We start from the raw sequence: 13,915 nt of genomic DNA, 5'->3' as shown, positions 1-13,915 counted from the left end.
CCATGCCCATGGCCGTGCGCTATGCCGCACGATCCCACGTCGGCCTGGTCCGGGACAGCAACCAGGACAGCGGGTATGCCGGCCCCCACCTGCTCGCCGTGGCCGACGGCATGGGGGGCCACGCGGGCGGTGACGTGGCGAGCTCCACGGCGATCGGCGCCATGGTGCACCTGGACGACGACACCCACGGGTCGCGGGCCCTGCAGCACCTCGAGGACGCCATCGCGAGCGCCAATGCCGAGCTGCACGATGTCGCGCAGGAGCAGCCCGAGCTGCACGGCATGGGGACGACCGTCACGGCGCTGCTGCGCACCGACAACAAGCTGGCGCTGGCGCACATCGGCGACTCGCGGGCCTACCTGCTGCGCGGGGAGGAGCTGACCCAGCTCACGCACGACCACACCTATGTGCAGACGCTGGTCGACGACGGGCGCATCTCGGCCGACGAGGCCGAGCACCACCCGCAGCGGTCGATGGTGACGCGCGTGCTGACCGGGCAGCCGGGCGACGAGCCGGACGTGTCCTGGCGCGAGCTGCGCCACGGCGACCGCTACCTCGTCTGCTCGGACGGGGTGAGCGGGTTCGTCGCGCACGACACCATCGCCGAGATCCTCGCCACCGTGCCCGACCCCGGCCGCGCCGCCGACCGGCTCGTCGACCTCGCCCTGCGCTCCGGAGGTCAGGACAACATCACCGCTATCGTCGCCGACGTCGTCCGACTGTCCGACGGGGAGGGCCCGTCCACGCGCCCGCAGGTCGTGGGGGCCGCCGCCGCGCGGCAGATGCCCCGCGCCATCCCCGACACCCCCGCCGCCCGCGCCGCCGCCCTGACGCGCTCCGCGAGCGGCGCCACCGCCGAGCCGCAGGTCACCCTGGCCGAGGAGGGCGGCGTGTCGCGATGGTCCCGCCTCGCCAAGGTCGTCGCCGCCGTCGTCCTGACCCTGGTCGTGCTCGCCGGCCTCGCCTACGCCGGCTGGCGCTGGACCCAGCAGCAGTACTACGTGGGCACCCAGGACGACCGCGTCACCATCTATCGGGGCCTGGACCAGACGGTCGGCCCGGTCTCGCTGTCCAGCACGACCGAGCGCACCGACATCCCCGTCGCCGACCTGCCCGACTTCTATCGCACGCGGGTCACCGACGGCGTCACGGCCGGCAGCCTGGAGGCCGCCCGGGCGGTGGTCGCCGACCTGCGGACCCAGGCAACGGCCTGCGCGTCCGCCAAGGCCCAGGGCCGACCGTGCGGTGGGCCGGGTGCCGCGCCGACGCCGTCCGGCGGCGCGAGCCCCTCCGTGACCACCACCACGACGCCTGCCGCGACGCCGGCCACGACCCCAGCCTCGCCGCCTGCGGCGACCAGCGCCTCCAGCACGGCGGTGACCCCGTGACCACCGTCTCGTCATACCGCCCTCGGACCGGTCGCAACGTCGAGCTGCTGCTCACCCTGCTCGCCGTCGCGCTCGTGATGCTCGCCTATGCCAACGTCGGCCTGCAGACCCAGGGCCGCCTGCCCACCGACATGGTGACCAACGGTGCCGGCCTGCTCGGGATCGGCGTCGCCTTCCACCTCGCGCTGCGCTGGCGGGCGAGCTATGCCGACCCGCTGCTCCTGCCGATCGCGCTGCTGCTCAACGGGCTCGGGCTGGTGATGATCCACCGCATCGACCTCGAGGGCACCCAGGAGGGCGTCCTCGCACCGCGCCAGCTGCTGTGGAGCGCCGTGTCGGTGGTGGCGGCGATCGCGCTGCTGCTGTGGCTGCGCGACCATCGCCGGCTGCGGCGCTACACCTACACCTTCATGGCCGCGGGCGTGATCCTGCTGCTCCTGCCGCTGCTGCCCGTGATCGGCGACGCGCAGTACGGCTCCCGCATCTGGATCCGCATCGGGCCGTTCGGCCTGCAGCCCGGCGAGATCGCCAAGATCGTCCTCGCGATCTTCTTCGCCGGCTACCTCGTCCAGACGCGGGACGTGCTCTCGCTCGTCGGCCGGCGGGTGCTCGGCTTCCCGCTGCCGCGCGCCCGCGACCTCGGGCCGATCCTCGTGGCGTGGGCGTTCAGCCTGTGCATCCTCGTCTTCGAGAAGGACCTCGGGTCCTCCCTGCTGTTCTTCGGCCTGTTCGTCGCCATGCTCTACGTCGCGACCGAGCGCGTGTCCTGGATCGCGCTAGGCCTGACGATGTTCTGCGGCGGCGCCTACGTCGCGTGGCTGCTGTTCAGCCACGTGCAGACGCGCGTCGACCTGTGGATGGACCCCTTCTACAAGGGGCTGTCGCAGGTGGGGATGGGCATCATGGGTATGGCGTCCGGCGGGCTCCTCGGCACCGGTCTCGGCCAGGGCCACCCCGAGATCACACCGTTCGCCAAGTCCGACTACATCGTCGCGAGCCTCGCGGAGGAGCTCGGCCTGTTCGGGCTGTTCGCGATCCTCGCGCTATACGCCATCCTCGTCGAGCGTGGCCTGCGCACCGCGATCGGCGTGCGTGACGGCTTCGGCAAGCTGCTCGCGGCGGGCCTGGCGTTCGGGATGGCGCTGCAGGTCTTCGTCATCGTCGGGGGCCTCACCCGCGTCATCCCGCTGACCGGTCTGACCACGCCGTTCCTGTCCGCCGGAGGGTCTAGCCTGATCGCCAACTGGAGCATCATCGCGCTGCTCCTGCGCATCAGCGACCAGGCCCGGCGCCCGATCGACGACGGCGACGACCCCGACCAGCCGCTCGGCTCCGACGAGGCGACCCAGGTGGTGAAGACCCGGTGAACCCGCCCATCCGCCGGCTTGCGATCGTGGCCGCCATCATGTTCTGCAGCCTGCTGATCTCGTCGACCTCGATCATGTTCTTCCAGGCCAAGGCCCTCGGCGACCGCAGCGACAACCGCCGCAGCGTGCTCGCGTCGTACGACCGCGAGCGCGGCCAGATCCTGGTCGGGGGCACCCCCATCGCCAAGTCCGTCGCCACCGACGACGAGCTCAGGTGGGAGCGCACCTATCCCTCCGGGCGGCTCTACAGCCACGTCACGGGCTACTACTCGTTCACCTACGGCGCGGGCGGCGGCATCGAGGGCGCCGAGGACGAGCTGCTGTCCGGCAGCTCCGACAAGCTCTTCTACCGCCGGATCAGCGACCTGGTCAGCGGACGCCAGCCCGCCGGGGCCTCAGTCGAGCTGACGATCCGCCCCGAGGTGCAGCAGGCGGCCGAGAAGGCCCTCGGCGACCAGCGCGGCGCCGTCGTCGCCCTCGACCCGCGCACCGGCGCGATCCTCGCCATGGTCAGCCACCCGACCTACGACCCCGCCGAGCTGTCGAGCCACCGCTTCTCCGCCGTCACCGACGCCTGGAAGTCCCTCAACGCCGACCGCTCCAAGCCTCTCGTCAACCGCGCCATCGGCGGCGACCTCTATCCCCCCGGCTCGGTCTTCAAGCTCGTGACCACGGCCGCGGCCCTGACCTCCGGGCAGTATGACGGCAAGGCCCGCATCCCGGCGCCCGCGCAGCTCAAGCTCCCGCTGTCGTCCGTGCCGCTCACCAACTGGCAGAACGGCCTGTGCACCGGCTCCGACCAGATCACGCTCCAGCAGGCGCTCGAGACGTCGTGCAACTCGGCGTTCGGCGGCATCGGGATCAAGCTGGGCGGTGACGCGCTGGTCGAGCAGGCGTCGAAGTTCGGCTTCGGCGACGAGCTGCGCGTCCCCCAGCGGGTCACGCCGAGCAAGGTGCCGGCCGGCATGGACAAGGCCCAGTCCGCCCAGGCCGCGATCGGGCAGTACGACGTGCGGGTCACGCCGCTGCAGGTCGCCATGGTCAGCGCCGCCATCGCCAACAAGGGCGTCGTCATGAAGCCCCACCTCATCGCCTCCGTGCGCGGCGACAACCTCAGCGTCCTCGACGAGACCAAGCCCGAGCAGCTGTCCAAGGCCGTGTCCTCCGAGGTCGCCGACCAGATCGCCCAGATGATGCGCGGCGTCGTCGAGGACGGCACCGGCTCCAACGCCCGCATCTCGGGCGTCGAGGTCGGCGGCAAGACCGGCACGGCCCAGCAGGGCAACGACAAGGCCCCGCACGCGTGGTTCACCTCCATCGCGCCGCTGAACGCCGCCGCCGACCAGCCCCAGGTGGCGGTCGCCGTCGTCGTCGAGGATGGTGGGTCCGCCGGACGCGAGACGGGTGGCAACAAGGTCGCCGCCCCCATCGCCAAGCAGGTCATGGAGGCGGTGATCCGCAAGTGAGCAGGCTGATCGGCGGCCGCTACGAGCTCGGCGAGGAGATCGGCCGCGGCGGCATGGCCACCGTCCACGAGGCGCACGACGTCCGCCTCGGCCGCCGGGTCGCCATCAAGATGCTCCACGCCGGCCGGCTCGGCGACCGGACCTTCCAGGGACGCTTCCGCCGCGAGGCGCAGGCCGCCGCCAGCCTCAACCACCCGCACATCGTCGCGGTGTTCGACTCCGGCGAGGACATCGTCACCAACAGCGTCGGCGTGCAGGAGGTCATCCCCTACATCGTCATGGAGCGGGTCCAGGGGCACACCCTCAGCCAGCTCATGCACGACCGCGGCGCCTTCTCGGCCGACGAGGCCATGCGCATCGTCATGCGGGTGCTGTCCGCCCTCGGCTACTCCCACCAGCGCGGCATCGTGCACCGGGACGTCAAGCCCGGCAACGTCATGCTGACCGACGACGGCGACGTCAAGGTGATGGACTTCGGGATCGCCCGCGGGGGCGGGGAGTCGACCGCCACCATGACCCAGACCCAGGCCGTCATCGGCACCGCGCAATACCTCTCGCCCGAGCAGGCCCGCGGCCAGGACGTCGACGGCCGCTCCGACCTCTACTCGGCCGGGTGCCTGCTCTTCGAGCTGGTGACGGGGCGGCCGCCGTTCGTCGGCGACTCACCGCTCGCCATCGCCTACCAGCACGTCGGCGAGGATCCCTCGCTGCCGTCCAGCCACGAGCACAGCATCCCCCGCACGCTCGACACGGTGATCATGCACGCGCTGGTCAAGGACCGGGACCGCCGCTACCAGACCGCCGACGAGTTCCGTGACGACCTCGAGGCGGCGCGCGCGGGACGCCCGCTCAGCCCGGCGGCGCAGGCGACGGCCGCCGCCCTGTTCGCCCCCACCGAGAGCATCGACCGGGCCGACGTGCTGGCGGGCCGCCCGGGCGGGGCGACGTCCGCGACGGCTGTCGGTGCCGGGGCTGCTGGCGCCGGCGGCGCGCTGGCCGGTGGTGCTGCGGGCGCCCTGGCCGGAGGCGACCTGGCCGGAGGCGCCCTGGCGGGCGGCGGAGCAGGCGGGTCCGCCGGCGGTGCGGCGGCCGGTGCTGCGGCGGCGGGCGGCATACGGCCCGATCCCGGCCAGCGCCCCGAGCCGGTGCTGCGCGACGACGTCGCCGCCGGACCCCCCCGCGACGGCCACCACACGTCCAGCTACCCGTCGATCGGCGAGGAGCGCGACCGCAACTGGATCGCGTGGATCGTCGCGCTGCTGCTACTCATCGGGCTGGCGGGGTTCGGCGTCTACTGGATGACGCGGCCCGACCCGATCCAGTACAAGACGGTCCCCAACCTCATGGACCAGACCGAGGGCACGGCGCGCTCGCTGCTCGAGTCCAGCCAGCTCAAGGGGTCCTTCCAGCCCAAGGAGAGCGACAAGCCCAAGGGCATCGTCGTCGGGCAGAACCCCCAGCCGGGCGCCCAGCAGGACCCCGCGTATCCCGTCGCGGTGCAGGTCTCGACCGGCCCGAGCGACACGGCGGTGCCCGACGTCACCAAGTACACCGTGGCCTCCGCGAAGCAACGACTCGTCAACTACAACCTCGTGGCGGGCAAGGTCACCGAGATCGACGACAAGACCATCCCCGCAGGTCAGGTCGTGCGCACCGACCCGGCGATCGGGCAGACCGTGCCTGTGGGCTCGACGGTCGCGCTCTTCGTGTCGACCGGCAAGGTGGCGGTCCCCAACGTCGTGGGGCAGGACTACACGTCGGCGGCCAAGACGCTGACGGACGCCGGCTTCCGCGTGGCGCGCAAGGACGAGCCCAGCCGGGACACCCGCGACCTCGTCCTCGACCAGGACGTCCGCGAGGGCTCGCAGCCACCCGGCACCAAGATCACCCTGACGGTGGCCGTGCCGGCTGCCGTCCCGACGGTCACGGTGACCACGACGGCTCCGGCTCCCACGCCGACAACCCCTCGGCCGCGCCCCACCCAGACGACGCCGCCGTCCACGCAACCCACCTCGTCCCCGCCGACCTCGCCCCCCACGAGCCCGGTCACGCCGCCGACGCCCTGAGCCGCGCCGAGCCGCGCCGCACTCACACCCCTCCAGACGCGATTGGTCACCAATGGCGTCTGGGACCCCGATATAAACGTTCCACAACGTCATTGGTGACCAATGGTGCGAGGCTGCAGGGCGTGGCTCCCGGTGCGTGGCCCCGGGTGGAAGGCTGCGGCTGCGTGATCGGAGGCGGAGGTCAGCGGTGGATCAACGGGCTGAGGCCCTCGCTCGCGGCGACCGCGCCGTCCAGGCCGCACGTCTCGAGCCAGTTGGCGAGCAGGCGGTGGCCGCCGACGGTGAGCACGCTCTCGGGGTGGAACTGCACGCCGTGCAGCGGCAGCGAGCGGTGCTGCACGGCCATCACGATGCCGGACTCGGTGCGGCCGGTGACCTCGAGCTCCGCGCCGATCGTCTCCGGCTCGATCGTCAGCGAGTGGTATCGCGTCGCCGTGAACGGGCTCGTCAGCCCCGCCAGCACGCCCTGCCCGTCGTGCAGCACCTCGGACGTCTTGCCGTGCAGCAGCTCGGGCGCCCGCGAGACGGTGCCGCCGGTGACCACGCCGAGCGCCTGGTGGCCGAGGCACACGCCCAGCATCGGCTGCTCGCGCTCGGCGCACGCCTCGATCATCGCCATCGAGACCCCGGCCTCCTCGGGCGTGCCCGGGCCCGGGGAGACCAGGATCCCGTCGTAGGCCGCGCCCTCGGCCGCCGTCACCGCGTCGTTGCGCACGACCTCGCACTGCGCACCGAGCTGCTGGAGGTAGCCCACGATGGTGAACACGAAGGAGTCGTAGTTGTCGACGACGAGGATGCGGGTCATGGGTCTGCCTTGGCGCGAGAGGATGCGGGTGCGAGGGTGCCGCGGACGAGGTCCGGCTCCCTAACCCTAGTCGCGGGGTCAGCCGGAGGGCTCGACCGTCTGGTCGTTGAACGGCATGAGGTCCGCCAGCCATGGAAAGACCACCTGGAAGCACGCCCACACCACCAGCGCCACGAGCAGCAGGCACAGGATCACCCGCACCCAGGTCGGGCCGGGGAGGGCGCGCCACAGTGCGGCATACATCAGCGGTCTCCCGCCAGGTCCAGATAGCCGGCCGGCAGGCCCTGGCTGCGCGGTATGGCGCGCTCCAGCTCGCCGTGGACGATCCAGCGCTGCTGGGCGGCGTACTTGGGATGGCAGGCGGTGAGGGTGATGTAGGGCTTGTCCGGGCGGACGCCGGGACGCTCGGGCATCGCCGCGATGGCAGCGACGTACGACGGGGGCACGAGCGTGTGCGGGCCGACCCGATAGACGTAGTAGGTGGCGGCGGTCTCGACGATGACCCGGTCGCCGGGGAGGACCCGCTCGATGTCGCGGAAGGGCCCGCCGTAGGTCATGCGGTGGCCGGCGATGGCGAAGTTCCCCACCTGACCGGGCATCGCGGTGCCGTCGTAGTGCCCGATGCCCTTGCGCAGCACGTCGCGGGTGGTGCCCTCGACGACGGGCACGGCGTAGTCGCGGCCCAGCGCCGGGATCCGCACGATCGCGAAGGCCTCGCCGAGGGGCACGTCCTTGAGCTTGGCGATCGCCGGGCTGACCGCTCCGGGGCGCTGGAAGTCCTCGCTGAGCGATCCGACGGTGTCGGACTGGACGGCGTTGGCGGCGACATCGGTCCACCACAGCTGCCATCCCACGAAGAGCAAGGTCAGCACACCGAGGCTGATGAGCAATTCACCCAGAGTCCCTGTTAACGCCCGAACAGCCTTCACTCGACTACTGACGCATGCCGCAGCGCGGCAGAGCCGTCATAGGCCGGGAAGGTCGCCGACGGCTGCGTGGAGACGTCGTAGCCGAGGCCGACGGCCGCGACGTACTGCTGGATGATCTGCACGGTGGGGTCCTGGTCGAGGGTCTGGCGCATGCCGTCGACGTCACCGATCGCCTTGATCACGAATGGCGGGGAGTAGACGCGCCCCTGCAGGATCAAGGTGTTGCCGACGCAGCGGACCGCGCTCGTCGAGATCACCCGCTGGTCCTGGATCATCATCGCCTCGGCGCCCCCGCGCCACATCGCGTTGACGACCGCCTGCACGTCCTGCTGGTGGATGACCAGGTCGTCAGCCGTGAACTCACCACCGAAGCTGTCGACCGAGCGCGTCGAGTCCGTCATCGTCACCGTCAACGAGGGCCCGGTGGCCCCCTGCATGCCCGCCGCCCGGTCGAGGGTCGCGGCCCGCTGGGTCATCGCGCGGAGCCGTGAGTCGGCCGGCGCGTTGCGCGTGCTGAGGCTCTCGACCTGGGTGGTCAGGTCGCTGACCGTGCGCTGCTTGGCCTCAAGCGAGGCGTCCTGCGCGTCGATGACGCCGGCGAGGTCACGGGTGTCGGACGGCCGCAACGAGCTGCCCCGGGAGGTGACGGCGCTGGTCGCGAACAGCAGACCCGCCAGGACGAGGACGACAGGGACGAGCAGCCCCCACGCGGTGGGACGCCCCCCGAAGAGGAGCCGCCCGAGGCGCGCGCGGCGAGCGCTGGTGTCACCCATGGCCCCTCCTCCCCTCGCTAGGCTGTGCGTCAGACCCCGAGACCTACCGTATCCGGTGGGCCCCGCAACGAGGAGTGAGCCGTGCCCGAGTCCAAGCGCCGCGCCAAGGCGTCGTACACCCCGCCCGCCGAGAAGGGCGCGGGGATCAAGACCCCCAGCCCCCGCTGGTGGGCGCCGGTGATGGTGACGCTGATGCTGATCGGGCTGGTGTGGGTGGTCGCGTTCTACCTCACCGCCGGGCAGTACCCCATCCCCAACATCCAGTACTGGAACCTCGGGATCGGCTTCGGCCTCATGCTGATCGGCTTCATGATGACGACCCGCTGGCGCTGACGCACCCCTCTCCCGGACCTACCTCAGGTAGTCACACTCGCCTGGCTTCGCACGCCAGGTCGATGTGACTACCCGAGGTAGGTTCTCGCGTCTTGCCGCCCCGGCTCGCGGCGCCTCACCCGTCTCACCCTGCAGCCCGAGACATCCTCGCCACCAGGGTGCGTATGGCGATCCCGAGGCGCCTGACGCAGCCACTTGCGCCCTCTCGGCGAAGCCGGTGGATGGCCAATGAAGTTATCCACAGGGTTATCCCCACCGTGTGGGTAATTACACGTGTGTAAGACGCTTCCGGGGCGGGTTGTCCACAGGAACTGTGGACAACCCGGTGGACAACCCTGGGGAGGACGTGGGGACAGAGCGTCACGTCTGTGGATCGCCGATCCCGGCTGTGGACAGAAGCCCCGCCGCCAGGCGGACCTGCGTCAGGCGCCGCCGACGACGAAGCCGGTGAGCTGCGGTGAGAGGGCGTACTTCAGGACGGCGAGGGCGACCAGGATCGCCAGCACCGCGGCCACGCCGGGCCACTGCCACCGCTGTCGCTCGCGCGACCGGGTCGCCCACATCACCGACGCGAGCGCCGCGCCGGTCACGAAGCCACCGAGGTGCGCCTGCCAGGCGATGTTGGGGACCGTGAACCCGATGACCAGGTTGAGGCCGAGGAAGATCAGCATCGCCCGCAGGTCTCGGCCCTGCCGGCGCGCGAGCACCAGCTCGGCTGCGAACAGCCCGAACACCGCGCCGGAGGCCCCCACCGTCGGCTGGAACCAGCTCGTCTGCCACTGGGTCAGCACCTGCCCCGGCGACGCGGTGGCCTGCGCGATCAGCAGGTAGCCCACCGAGCCGCCGACCGCGCTGACCAGGAACAACGCTACGAACCGCGAGACGCCCATCGCGCGCTCGAGCGGCTGGCCGATGGTCCACAGCGCGAGCATGTTGAACAGGATGTGGGTGATTCCGCCGTGCAGGAACGCCGCCGTCACGAACCGCCACGGCTCGTCGCGCCCGGCATACGGCGCGAACCACAGCGACTGCTCGAGGCCGGGCACGATCAGCTGCAGGAAGTAGACCACCACGCACAGCGCCACCAGGATCGTGGTCGCGGGGGTGCCGCCGCCGATCGACAGCGCCGACGCCGAGCCTCCGAGCGGGTTGCGCGCACGCGGCGCGGTGCGGGCACTCTCGCGCACGCAGTCCACGCAGTGGATCCCGACTGCCGCCTGGCGCTGGCACTGCGGGCAGGCGGGTCGGCCGCACCGGCTGCACCGGACGTACGCCACCACGTCGGGGTGACGCGGGCAGGTCGGCGCCTGCCCGGCCCCGGGCCCCGAGGACCCCGAGGGGGTCGGCGGCATCGGCGGGTTCACCGGCGGGTAGGAGGAGCTCATCGGCACGTCCTCGTCGAGATCTGAGCGGGGGTGGTCGGTCCGAGCCTAGGCGCGGAGGTCGTCCGGGACAGCGCGACGGCCCGTCCCGGTCGGCAGCACGTGGCTGCCTGAGAGGGAACGGGCCGTCGGGCGCGAGGGTTCCGCGAGTGCTCGCGGGGCCCCCGTGCGCTGATGGAGAGTGCGCGGGTCGAGGTCAGTCGGTGACGGTGACGCTCTCGATGACGACGGGCTCGACCGGCTTGTCCTGGGCGCCGGTGCGGACGGCGGCGATCTTGTCGACCACGTCGCGCGACGCCTGGTCCGCGACCTCGCCGAAGATCGTATGCTTGCCCTGCAGCCAGGTCGTGGCGCCGACCGTGATGAAGAACTGCGAGCCGTTGGTGCCGCGGCCCATGCGCTTGCCGGCGTTGGCCATGGCGAGCATGTAGGGCTTGGTGAAGTCCTTGTCAGGGGAGATCTCGTCGTCGAACGGGAAGCCCGGCTTGTCGGGCTGGCCCGTGCCGGTGCCCTGCGGGCAGCCGCCCTGGATCATGAAGCCCGGGATGATGCGGTGGAAGGTCAGGCCGTCGTAGTAGCCCTCCTTGGCCAGACCCGTGATCTTGCCCACGGTCGTGGGGGCAGCCTCGGGGAAGAGGGTGATCGAGATGTCGCCGTGGTTGGTGTGCAGCGTCCAGTTCATGGGCCTCATCCTCGCACGACGAGCCCATATGGCGGAGGCGTCGTGACGGCACCACAGACTGGCGGCATACGACCCCGCTCGGCCGGGTAGGTGGAGGAACCGAAGGAAACGTGCACGCGTTGTCCCGCACGGGCAAGATGGGCGCACGACGCCCCGCGAAATCGATCTCCAGGAGGACACACATGTTCCGCAACAAGTACAAGATCGAGAAGAAGAGCCGGCTGGAGCTGGCCCAGGAGGACGCGGCCGCCAAGGCGCACGCCTTCACGAGCTCGGCCGGCGACAAGGCCGCCCAGGTCAAGGACAGCGTCATGACCGCCCCCAAGCTGGCGGCCGGTGCGGTCGCCTCGGGTGCGCTCGCCGCTGCCGACAAGGTGAAGGACACCGTCTCCCACGGCAGCGACGTCGTCGAGGCCAAGACGAGCAAGGCCGACAAGGGCAACGGCCTGATCGAGGACCTGATGGAGGCGCTGCCGGGTCTCCTCGCCGCCGGCACGGCCGCCAAGGCCGCCACCAGCGACAAGGCGCAGGACGCCGGCAAGACCGCGCTCGGCCTGCTCGCCACCAAGAAGGTCGCCGACAAGGCCAAGGACGACTCCTACCCCAAGACCCACCTGTCGAAGCGCCAGCTCAAGAAGGAGCTGAAGGCGCGCGAGCGCAAGCAGGGTAAGCTCCTCGTGACTCTCGGCCTGCTCGCCACGGCTGCCGCCGTGGCCGCCGTCGTCTACAAGAAGACCGCCCCGCAGGACGACCCGTGGGCGACGCCGCTCGCTGACCCCTACACCCCGGCCTCCTCGACGATCGGCACGAGCGCCGGCGCCGCCACGGGTTACGCGTCGACGACCACCGCCACGACCTCCGACGACGCGATCGTCTCCGACCACGAGGCCGGCGACCCGCTCAGCGCCGTCTCCACCGAGCCGGTCATCCTGGACGCCAAGGACCAGGAGGAGTTCGCCGCGACGACGCCCTCCGACGCCACCGCGTTCGACCGCACGGACGACGGCGCCGGCCAGACCATGGACCACAACGCGGGCACCGACAAGCCCCGCGACAACGACGTGCGTCGCGACTGAGCGACCCCAGCGTCCCGGCGGCGGCCCCTCCTGGTGGAGGGGCCGCCGTCGCGTCATACGGCCTGGTCCCTCGCAGGGGTGGTCCCTCGCAGGGGTGCTCCCCGCAGAGGAACCCGGGCAGGGGAGCGGCCCGGTCAACCTTCTGATGGAGGGGGTGGCCGGTGCCGTCGGGGAGGATGGGCCGTATGACGAACGCCGCCACCTCCCGCACCGACGCCCCGAACCCGGGCACCCTCACGCCGATCTACTGGGGCGTGGTCGCCTACACGGCGCTGGGGCTGATCGGTGGCGTGTACTACCGCGAGCTCACCAAGGCCCACGACTACCTGGGCAGCACGCAGCTGTCCGTCGTGCACACGCACCTGCTCGCCCTCGGGACGCTGCTGGGGCTGATCCTGCTGGTGCTCGAGCGGACGTTCGCGCTGAGCCGCACCGCGCAGTGGAAGCCCTTCCTCGTGGCGTACCACGCCGGGCTGGTCGTCACGGTTGCCATGCTGACGATCAAGGGGACGCTGCAGGTGCTGGGCAGCGCCGCGGCGTCCAGCCCTGCCATCTCGGGCATCTCCGGGCTGGGTCACATCCTGCTGACCGTGTCGCTGGTGCTGCTGCTGATGGGCCTCAAGAAGCGCCTCGCCGCCTGAACCACTCCTCCACCACAGCCGGCCCGAGGCGAACCTGTAGGAGGCGCAGACATGCAGGAAGCAGAGCTGGCGGCGCTCGCCGCGCGGCGCACCGAGGAGCTCCCCGGCTCGGAGCTCACCCACCCGTTCGGCGAGGACTGGGAGGTGTGGAAGGTCCGCGGCAGGGTGTTCATGCTGCAGACCGAGATCACCGGAGAATCCATCGTGATCCTCAAGGCCGCACCCGAGGACGGGAAGGCGCTGCGCGAGGCGCACCCTGACGTCACGCCGGGCTATCACATGAACAAGAAGCACTGGATCACGGTGCACCCGGGCGACACCATCGAGCCCGGCCTCGTCGAGGACCTGGTCACTGAGTCCTACCTGCTGGTGATCGAGGGACTGCCCCGGCGGCAGCGGCCCGTGGACCCCGCGACCTTCGGCCGAGACCGGTGAGCCTCGACGGGGAGCGGCTGCAGCAGACCGCTCTGGACGTCGCCCGAGCACTGCCCGGCGTGACCGAGGGACACCCGTTCACCAAGCACCTGCTCGTCATCAAGGTCGCGGGCAGGGTCTTCCTGATCGTCACCGAAGACCCGGACAAGCCGATCATCACGGTCAAGGCCGACCCCGATCACGGGGCCGCGCTGATCCGAGACCACGAGGGCATCCAGCGCGATAGAGCCCCGTTGAGTGGTGGGCTTTGAGGTGATGCTCGTTGCCTACCGGTCGCTCTTTTCGAGGGCGACGGTCTCAGTATCGCGGGTTGGGTAGAGCTTGGCCATGGAGCCTTCGCAGAGGTAGCGGCGGTCATCGACCTGCCATTCGTCGTGGGTGTCGGCCAGGACGGCTCCGATGAGGCGGATGACGGCGGCTTCGTTCGGGAAGATGCCTACGACGCGGGAGCGTCGCTTGATCTCCTTGTTCAGCCGCTCAAGGGGGTTGGTGGACCAGATCTTGCGCCAGTGCTCGCGCGGGAACGCCGCGAAGGCGAGCACTTCCGCCTTGGCGCCGTCCATCAGCGGGCC

16 protein-coding genes are annotated in these 13,915 nt (G+C 71.1%); 9 read left to right on the top strand and 7 right to left on the bottom strand.

Translation table 11 applies throughout. From position 1 onward, the window contains the following. Positions 1-2 precede the first annotated feature (2 nt). Genes K313_RS0106205 through K313_RS0106190 form a run of 4 tightly spaced genes read left to right on the top strand, consistent with a single transcriptional unit; the run spans position 3 to position 6,287 of the window. A complete protein-coding gene (locus K313_RS0106205; RefSeq protein WP_029210869.1) occupies positions 3-1,388 on the top strand; it encodes a Stp1/IreP family PP2C-type Ser/Thr phosphatase in 1,386 nt (461 codons plus the stop codon). Continuing rightward, positions 1,385-2,755 carry an FtsW/RodA/SpoVE family cell cycle protein gene (locus K313_RS0106200; RefSeq protein ID WP_029210868.1) on the top strand — a complete coding sequence of 457 codons (1,371 nt, stop codon included), beginning with the start codon at positions 1,385-1,387 and terminating at the stop codon, positions 2,753-2,755. Before K313_RS0106205 ends, K313_RS0106200 begins: the two co-directional genes overlap by 4 nt. After that, the gene (locus K313_RS0106195; protein ID WP_019285951.1) at positions 2,752-4,221 is read left to right on the top strand and encodes a peptidoglycan D,D-transpeptidase FtsI family protein; all 1,470 of its coding nucleotides are present in this window, start codon (positions 2,752-2,754) and stop codon (positions 4,219-4,221) included. The genes K313_RS0106200 and K313_RS0106195 overlap by 4 nt, the downstream gene beginning before the upstream one ends. Beyond that, positions 4,218-6,287, top strand: coding sequence for a protein kinase domain-containing protein (locus K313_RS0106190; protein ID WP_029210867.1), 2,070 nt, complete (start codon positions 4,218-4,220; stop codon positions 6,285-6,287). The genes K313_RS0106195 and K313_RS0106190 overlap by 4 nt, the downstream gene beginning before the upstream one ends. Positions 6,288-6,468: 181 nt before the next feature. Here K313_RS0106190 and K313_RS0106185 read toward each other — a convergent pair whose 3' ends face one another. The 4 genes from K313_RS0106185 to K313_RS0106170 all read right to left on the bottom strand — a co-directional run bounded on the left by K313_RS0106185 (position 6,469) and on the right by K313_RS0106170 (position 8,794). Further along, the gene (locus tag K313_RS0106185) at positions 6,469-7,092 is read right to left on the bottom strand and encodes an aminodeoxychorismate/anthranilate synthase component II (RefSeq protein WP_029210866.1); all 624 of its coding nucleotides are present in this window, start codon (positions 7,090-7,092) and stop codon (positions 6,469-6,471) included. Positions 7,093-7,170: 78 nt separating this feature from the next. Beyond that, positions 7,171-7,335 carry a hypothetical protein gene (locus K313_RS23855; protein ID WP_034252091.1) on the bottom strand — a complete coding sequence of 55 codons (165 nt, stop codon included), beginning with the start codon at positions 7,333-7,335 and terminating at the stop codon, positions 7,171-7,173. After that, positions 7,335-8,021, bottom strand: a complete 687-nt coding sequence (locus K313_RS0106175; protein WP_276203031.1) for a class E sortase — start codon at positions 8,019-8,021, stop codon at positions 7,335-7,337. Before K313_RS0106175 ends, K313_RS23855 begins: the two co-directional genes overlap by 1 nt. Then, positions 8,018-8,794, bottom strand: coding sequence for a DUF881 domain-containing protein (locus K313_RS0106170; RefSeq protein ID WP_029210864.1), 777 nt, complete (start codon positions 8,792-8,794; stop codon positions 8,018-8,020). The genes K313_RS0106175 and K313_RS0106170 overlap by 4 nt, the downstream gene beginning before the upstream one ends. Positions 8,795-8,875: 81 nt before the next feature. Here K313_RS0106170 and K313_RS0106165 point away from each other — a divergent pair, with 81 nt between their 5' ends. Beyond that, positions 8,876-9,127 (top strand): cell division protein CrgA, encoded by a 252-nt coding sequence (locus K313_RS0106165; RefSeq protein WP_029210863.1) that lies wholly within the window; start codon positions 8,876-8,878, stop codon positions 9,125-9,127. A gap of 422 nt (positions 9,128-9,549) precedes the next feature. On the opposite strand, the gene K313_RS0106160 is transcribed toward K313_RS0106165, so the two are convergent. Further along, the gene (locus tag K313_RS0106160) at positions 9,550-10,512 is read right to left on the bottom strand and encodes a rhomboid family intramembrane serine protease (RefSeq protein WP_240483946.1); all 963 of its coding nucleotides are present in this window, start codon (positions 10,510-10,512) and stop codon (positions 9,550-9,552) included. Between the two features lie 193 nt (positions 10,513-10,705). Next, positions 10,706-11,191 carry a peptidylprolyl isomerase gene (locus tag K313_RS0106155; RefSeq protein ID WP_029210861.1) on the bottom strand — a complete coding sequence of 162 codons (486 nt, stop codon included), beginning with the start codon at positions 11,189-11,191 and terminating at the stop codon, positions 10,706-10,708. A 182-nt stretch (positions 11,192-11,373) separates the two neighbouring features. Between K313_RS0106155 and K313_RS0106150 the strand changes: the two genes are divergently transcribed. From K313_RS0106150 to K313_RS20240, 4 genes are all read left to right on the top strand, one after another. After that, positions 11,374-12,267, top strand: a complete 894-nt coding sequence (locus tag K313_RS0106150; RefSeq protein ID WP_029210860.1) for a hypothetical protein — start codon at positions 11,374-11,376, stop codon at positions 12,265-12,267. A 185-nt stretch (positions 12,268-12,452) separates the two neighbouring features. Further along, on the top strand, positions 12,453-12,908 hold the full coding sequence (locus K313_RS0106145; protein WP_029210859.1) for a DUF2871 family protein: 456 nt from the start codon (positions 12,453-12,455) through the stop codon (positions 12,906-12,908). Positions 12,909-12,959: 51 nt separating this feature from the next. Further along, positions 12,960-13,343 (top strand): MmcQ/YjbR family DNA-binding protein, encoded by a 384-nt coding sequence (locus tag K313_RS0106140; protein ID WP_029210858.1) that lies wholly within the window; start codon positions 12,960-12,962, stop codon positions 13,341-13,343. After that, positions 13,340-13,594, top strand: coding sequence for an MmcQ/YjbR family DNA-binding protein (locus K313_RS20240; protein WP_029210857.1), 255 nt, complete (start codon positions 13,340-13,342; stop codon positions 13,592-13,594). Before K313_RS0106140 ends, K313_RS20240 begins: the two co-directional genes overlap by 4 nt. A 15-nt stretch (positions 13,595-13,609) precedes the next feature. On the opposite strand, the gene K313_RS20235 is transcribed toward K313_RS20240, so the two are convergent. After that, positions 13,610-13,915: IS256 family transposase (locus tag K313_RS20235; RefSeq protein ID WP_034252088.1), on the bottom strand; the 306-nt coding region annotated here is incomplete at its 5' end.

Source organism: Arsenicicoccus bolidensis DSM 15745 (assembly GCF_000426385.1).
Classification (GTDB): Bacteria; Actinomycetota; Actinomycetes; order Actinomycetales; family Dermatophilaceae; genus Arsenicicoccus; species Arsenicicoccus bolidensis.
Note: the sequence above shows the minus strand (reverse complement) of the source record. Positions and strands in the feature narration are given on the sequence as shown.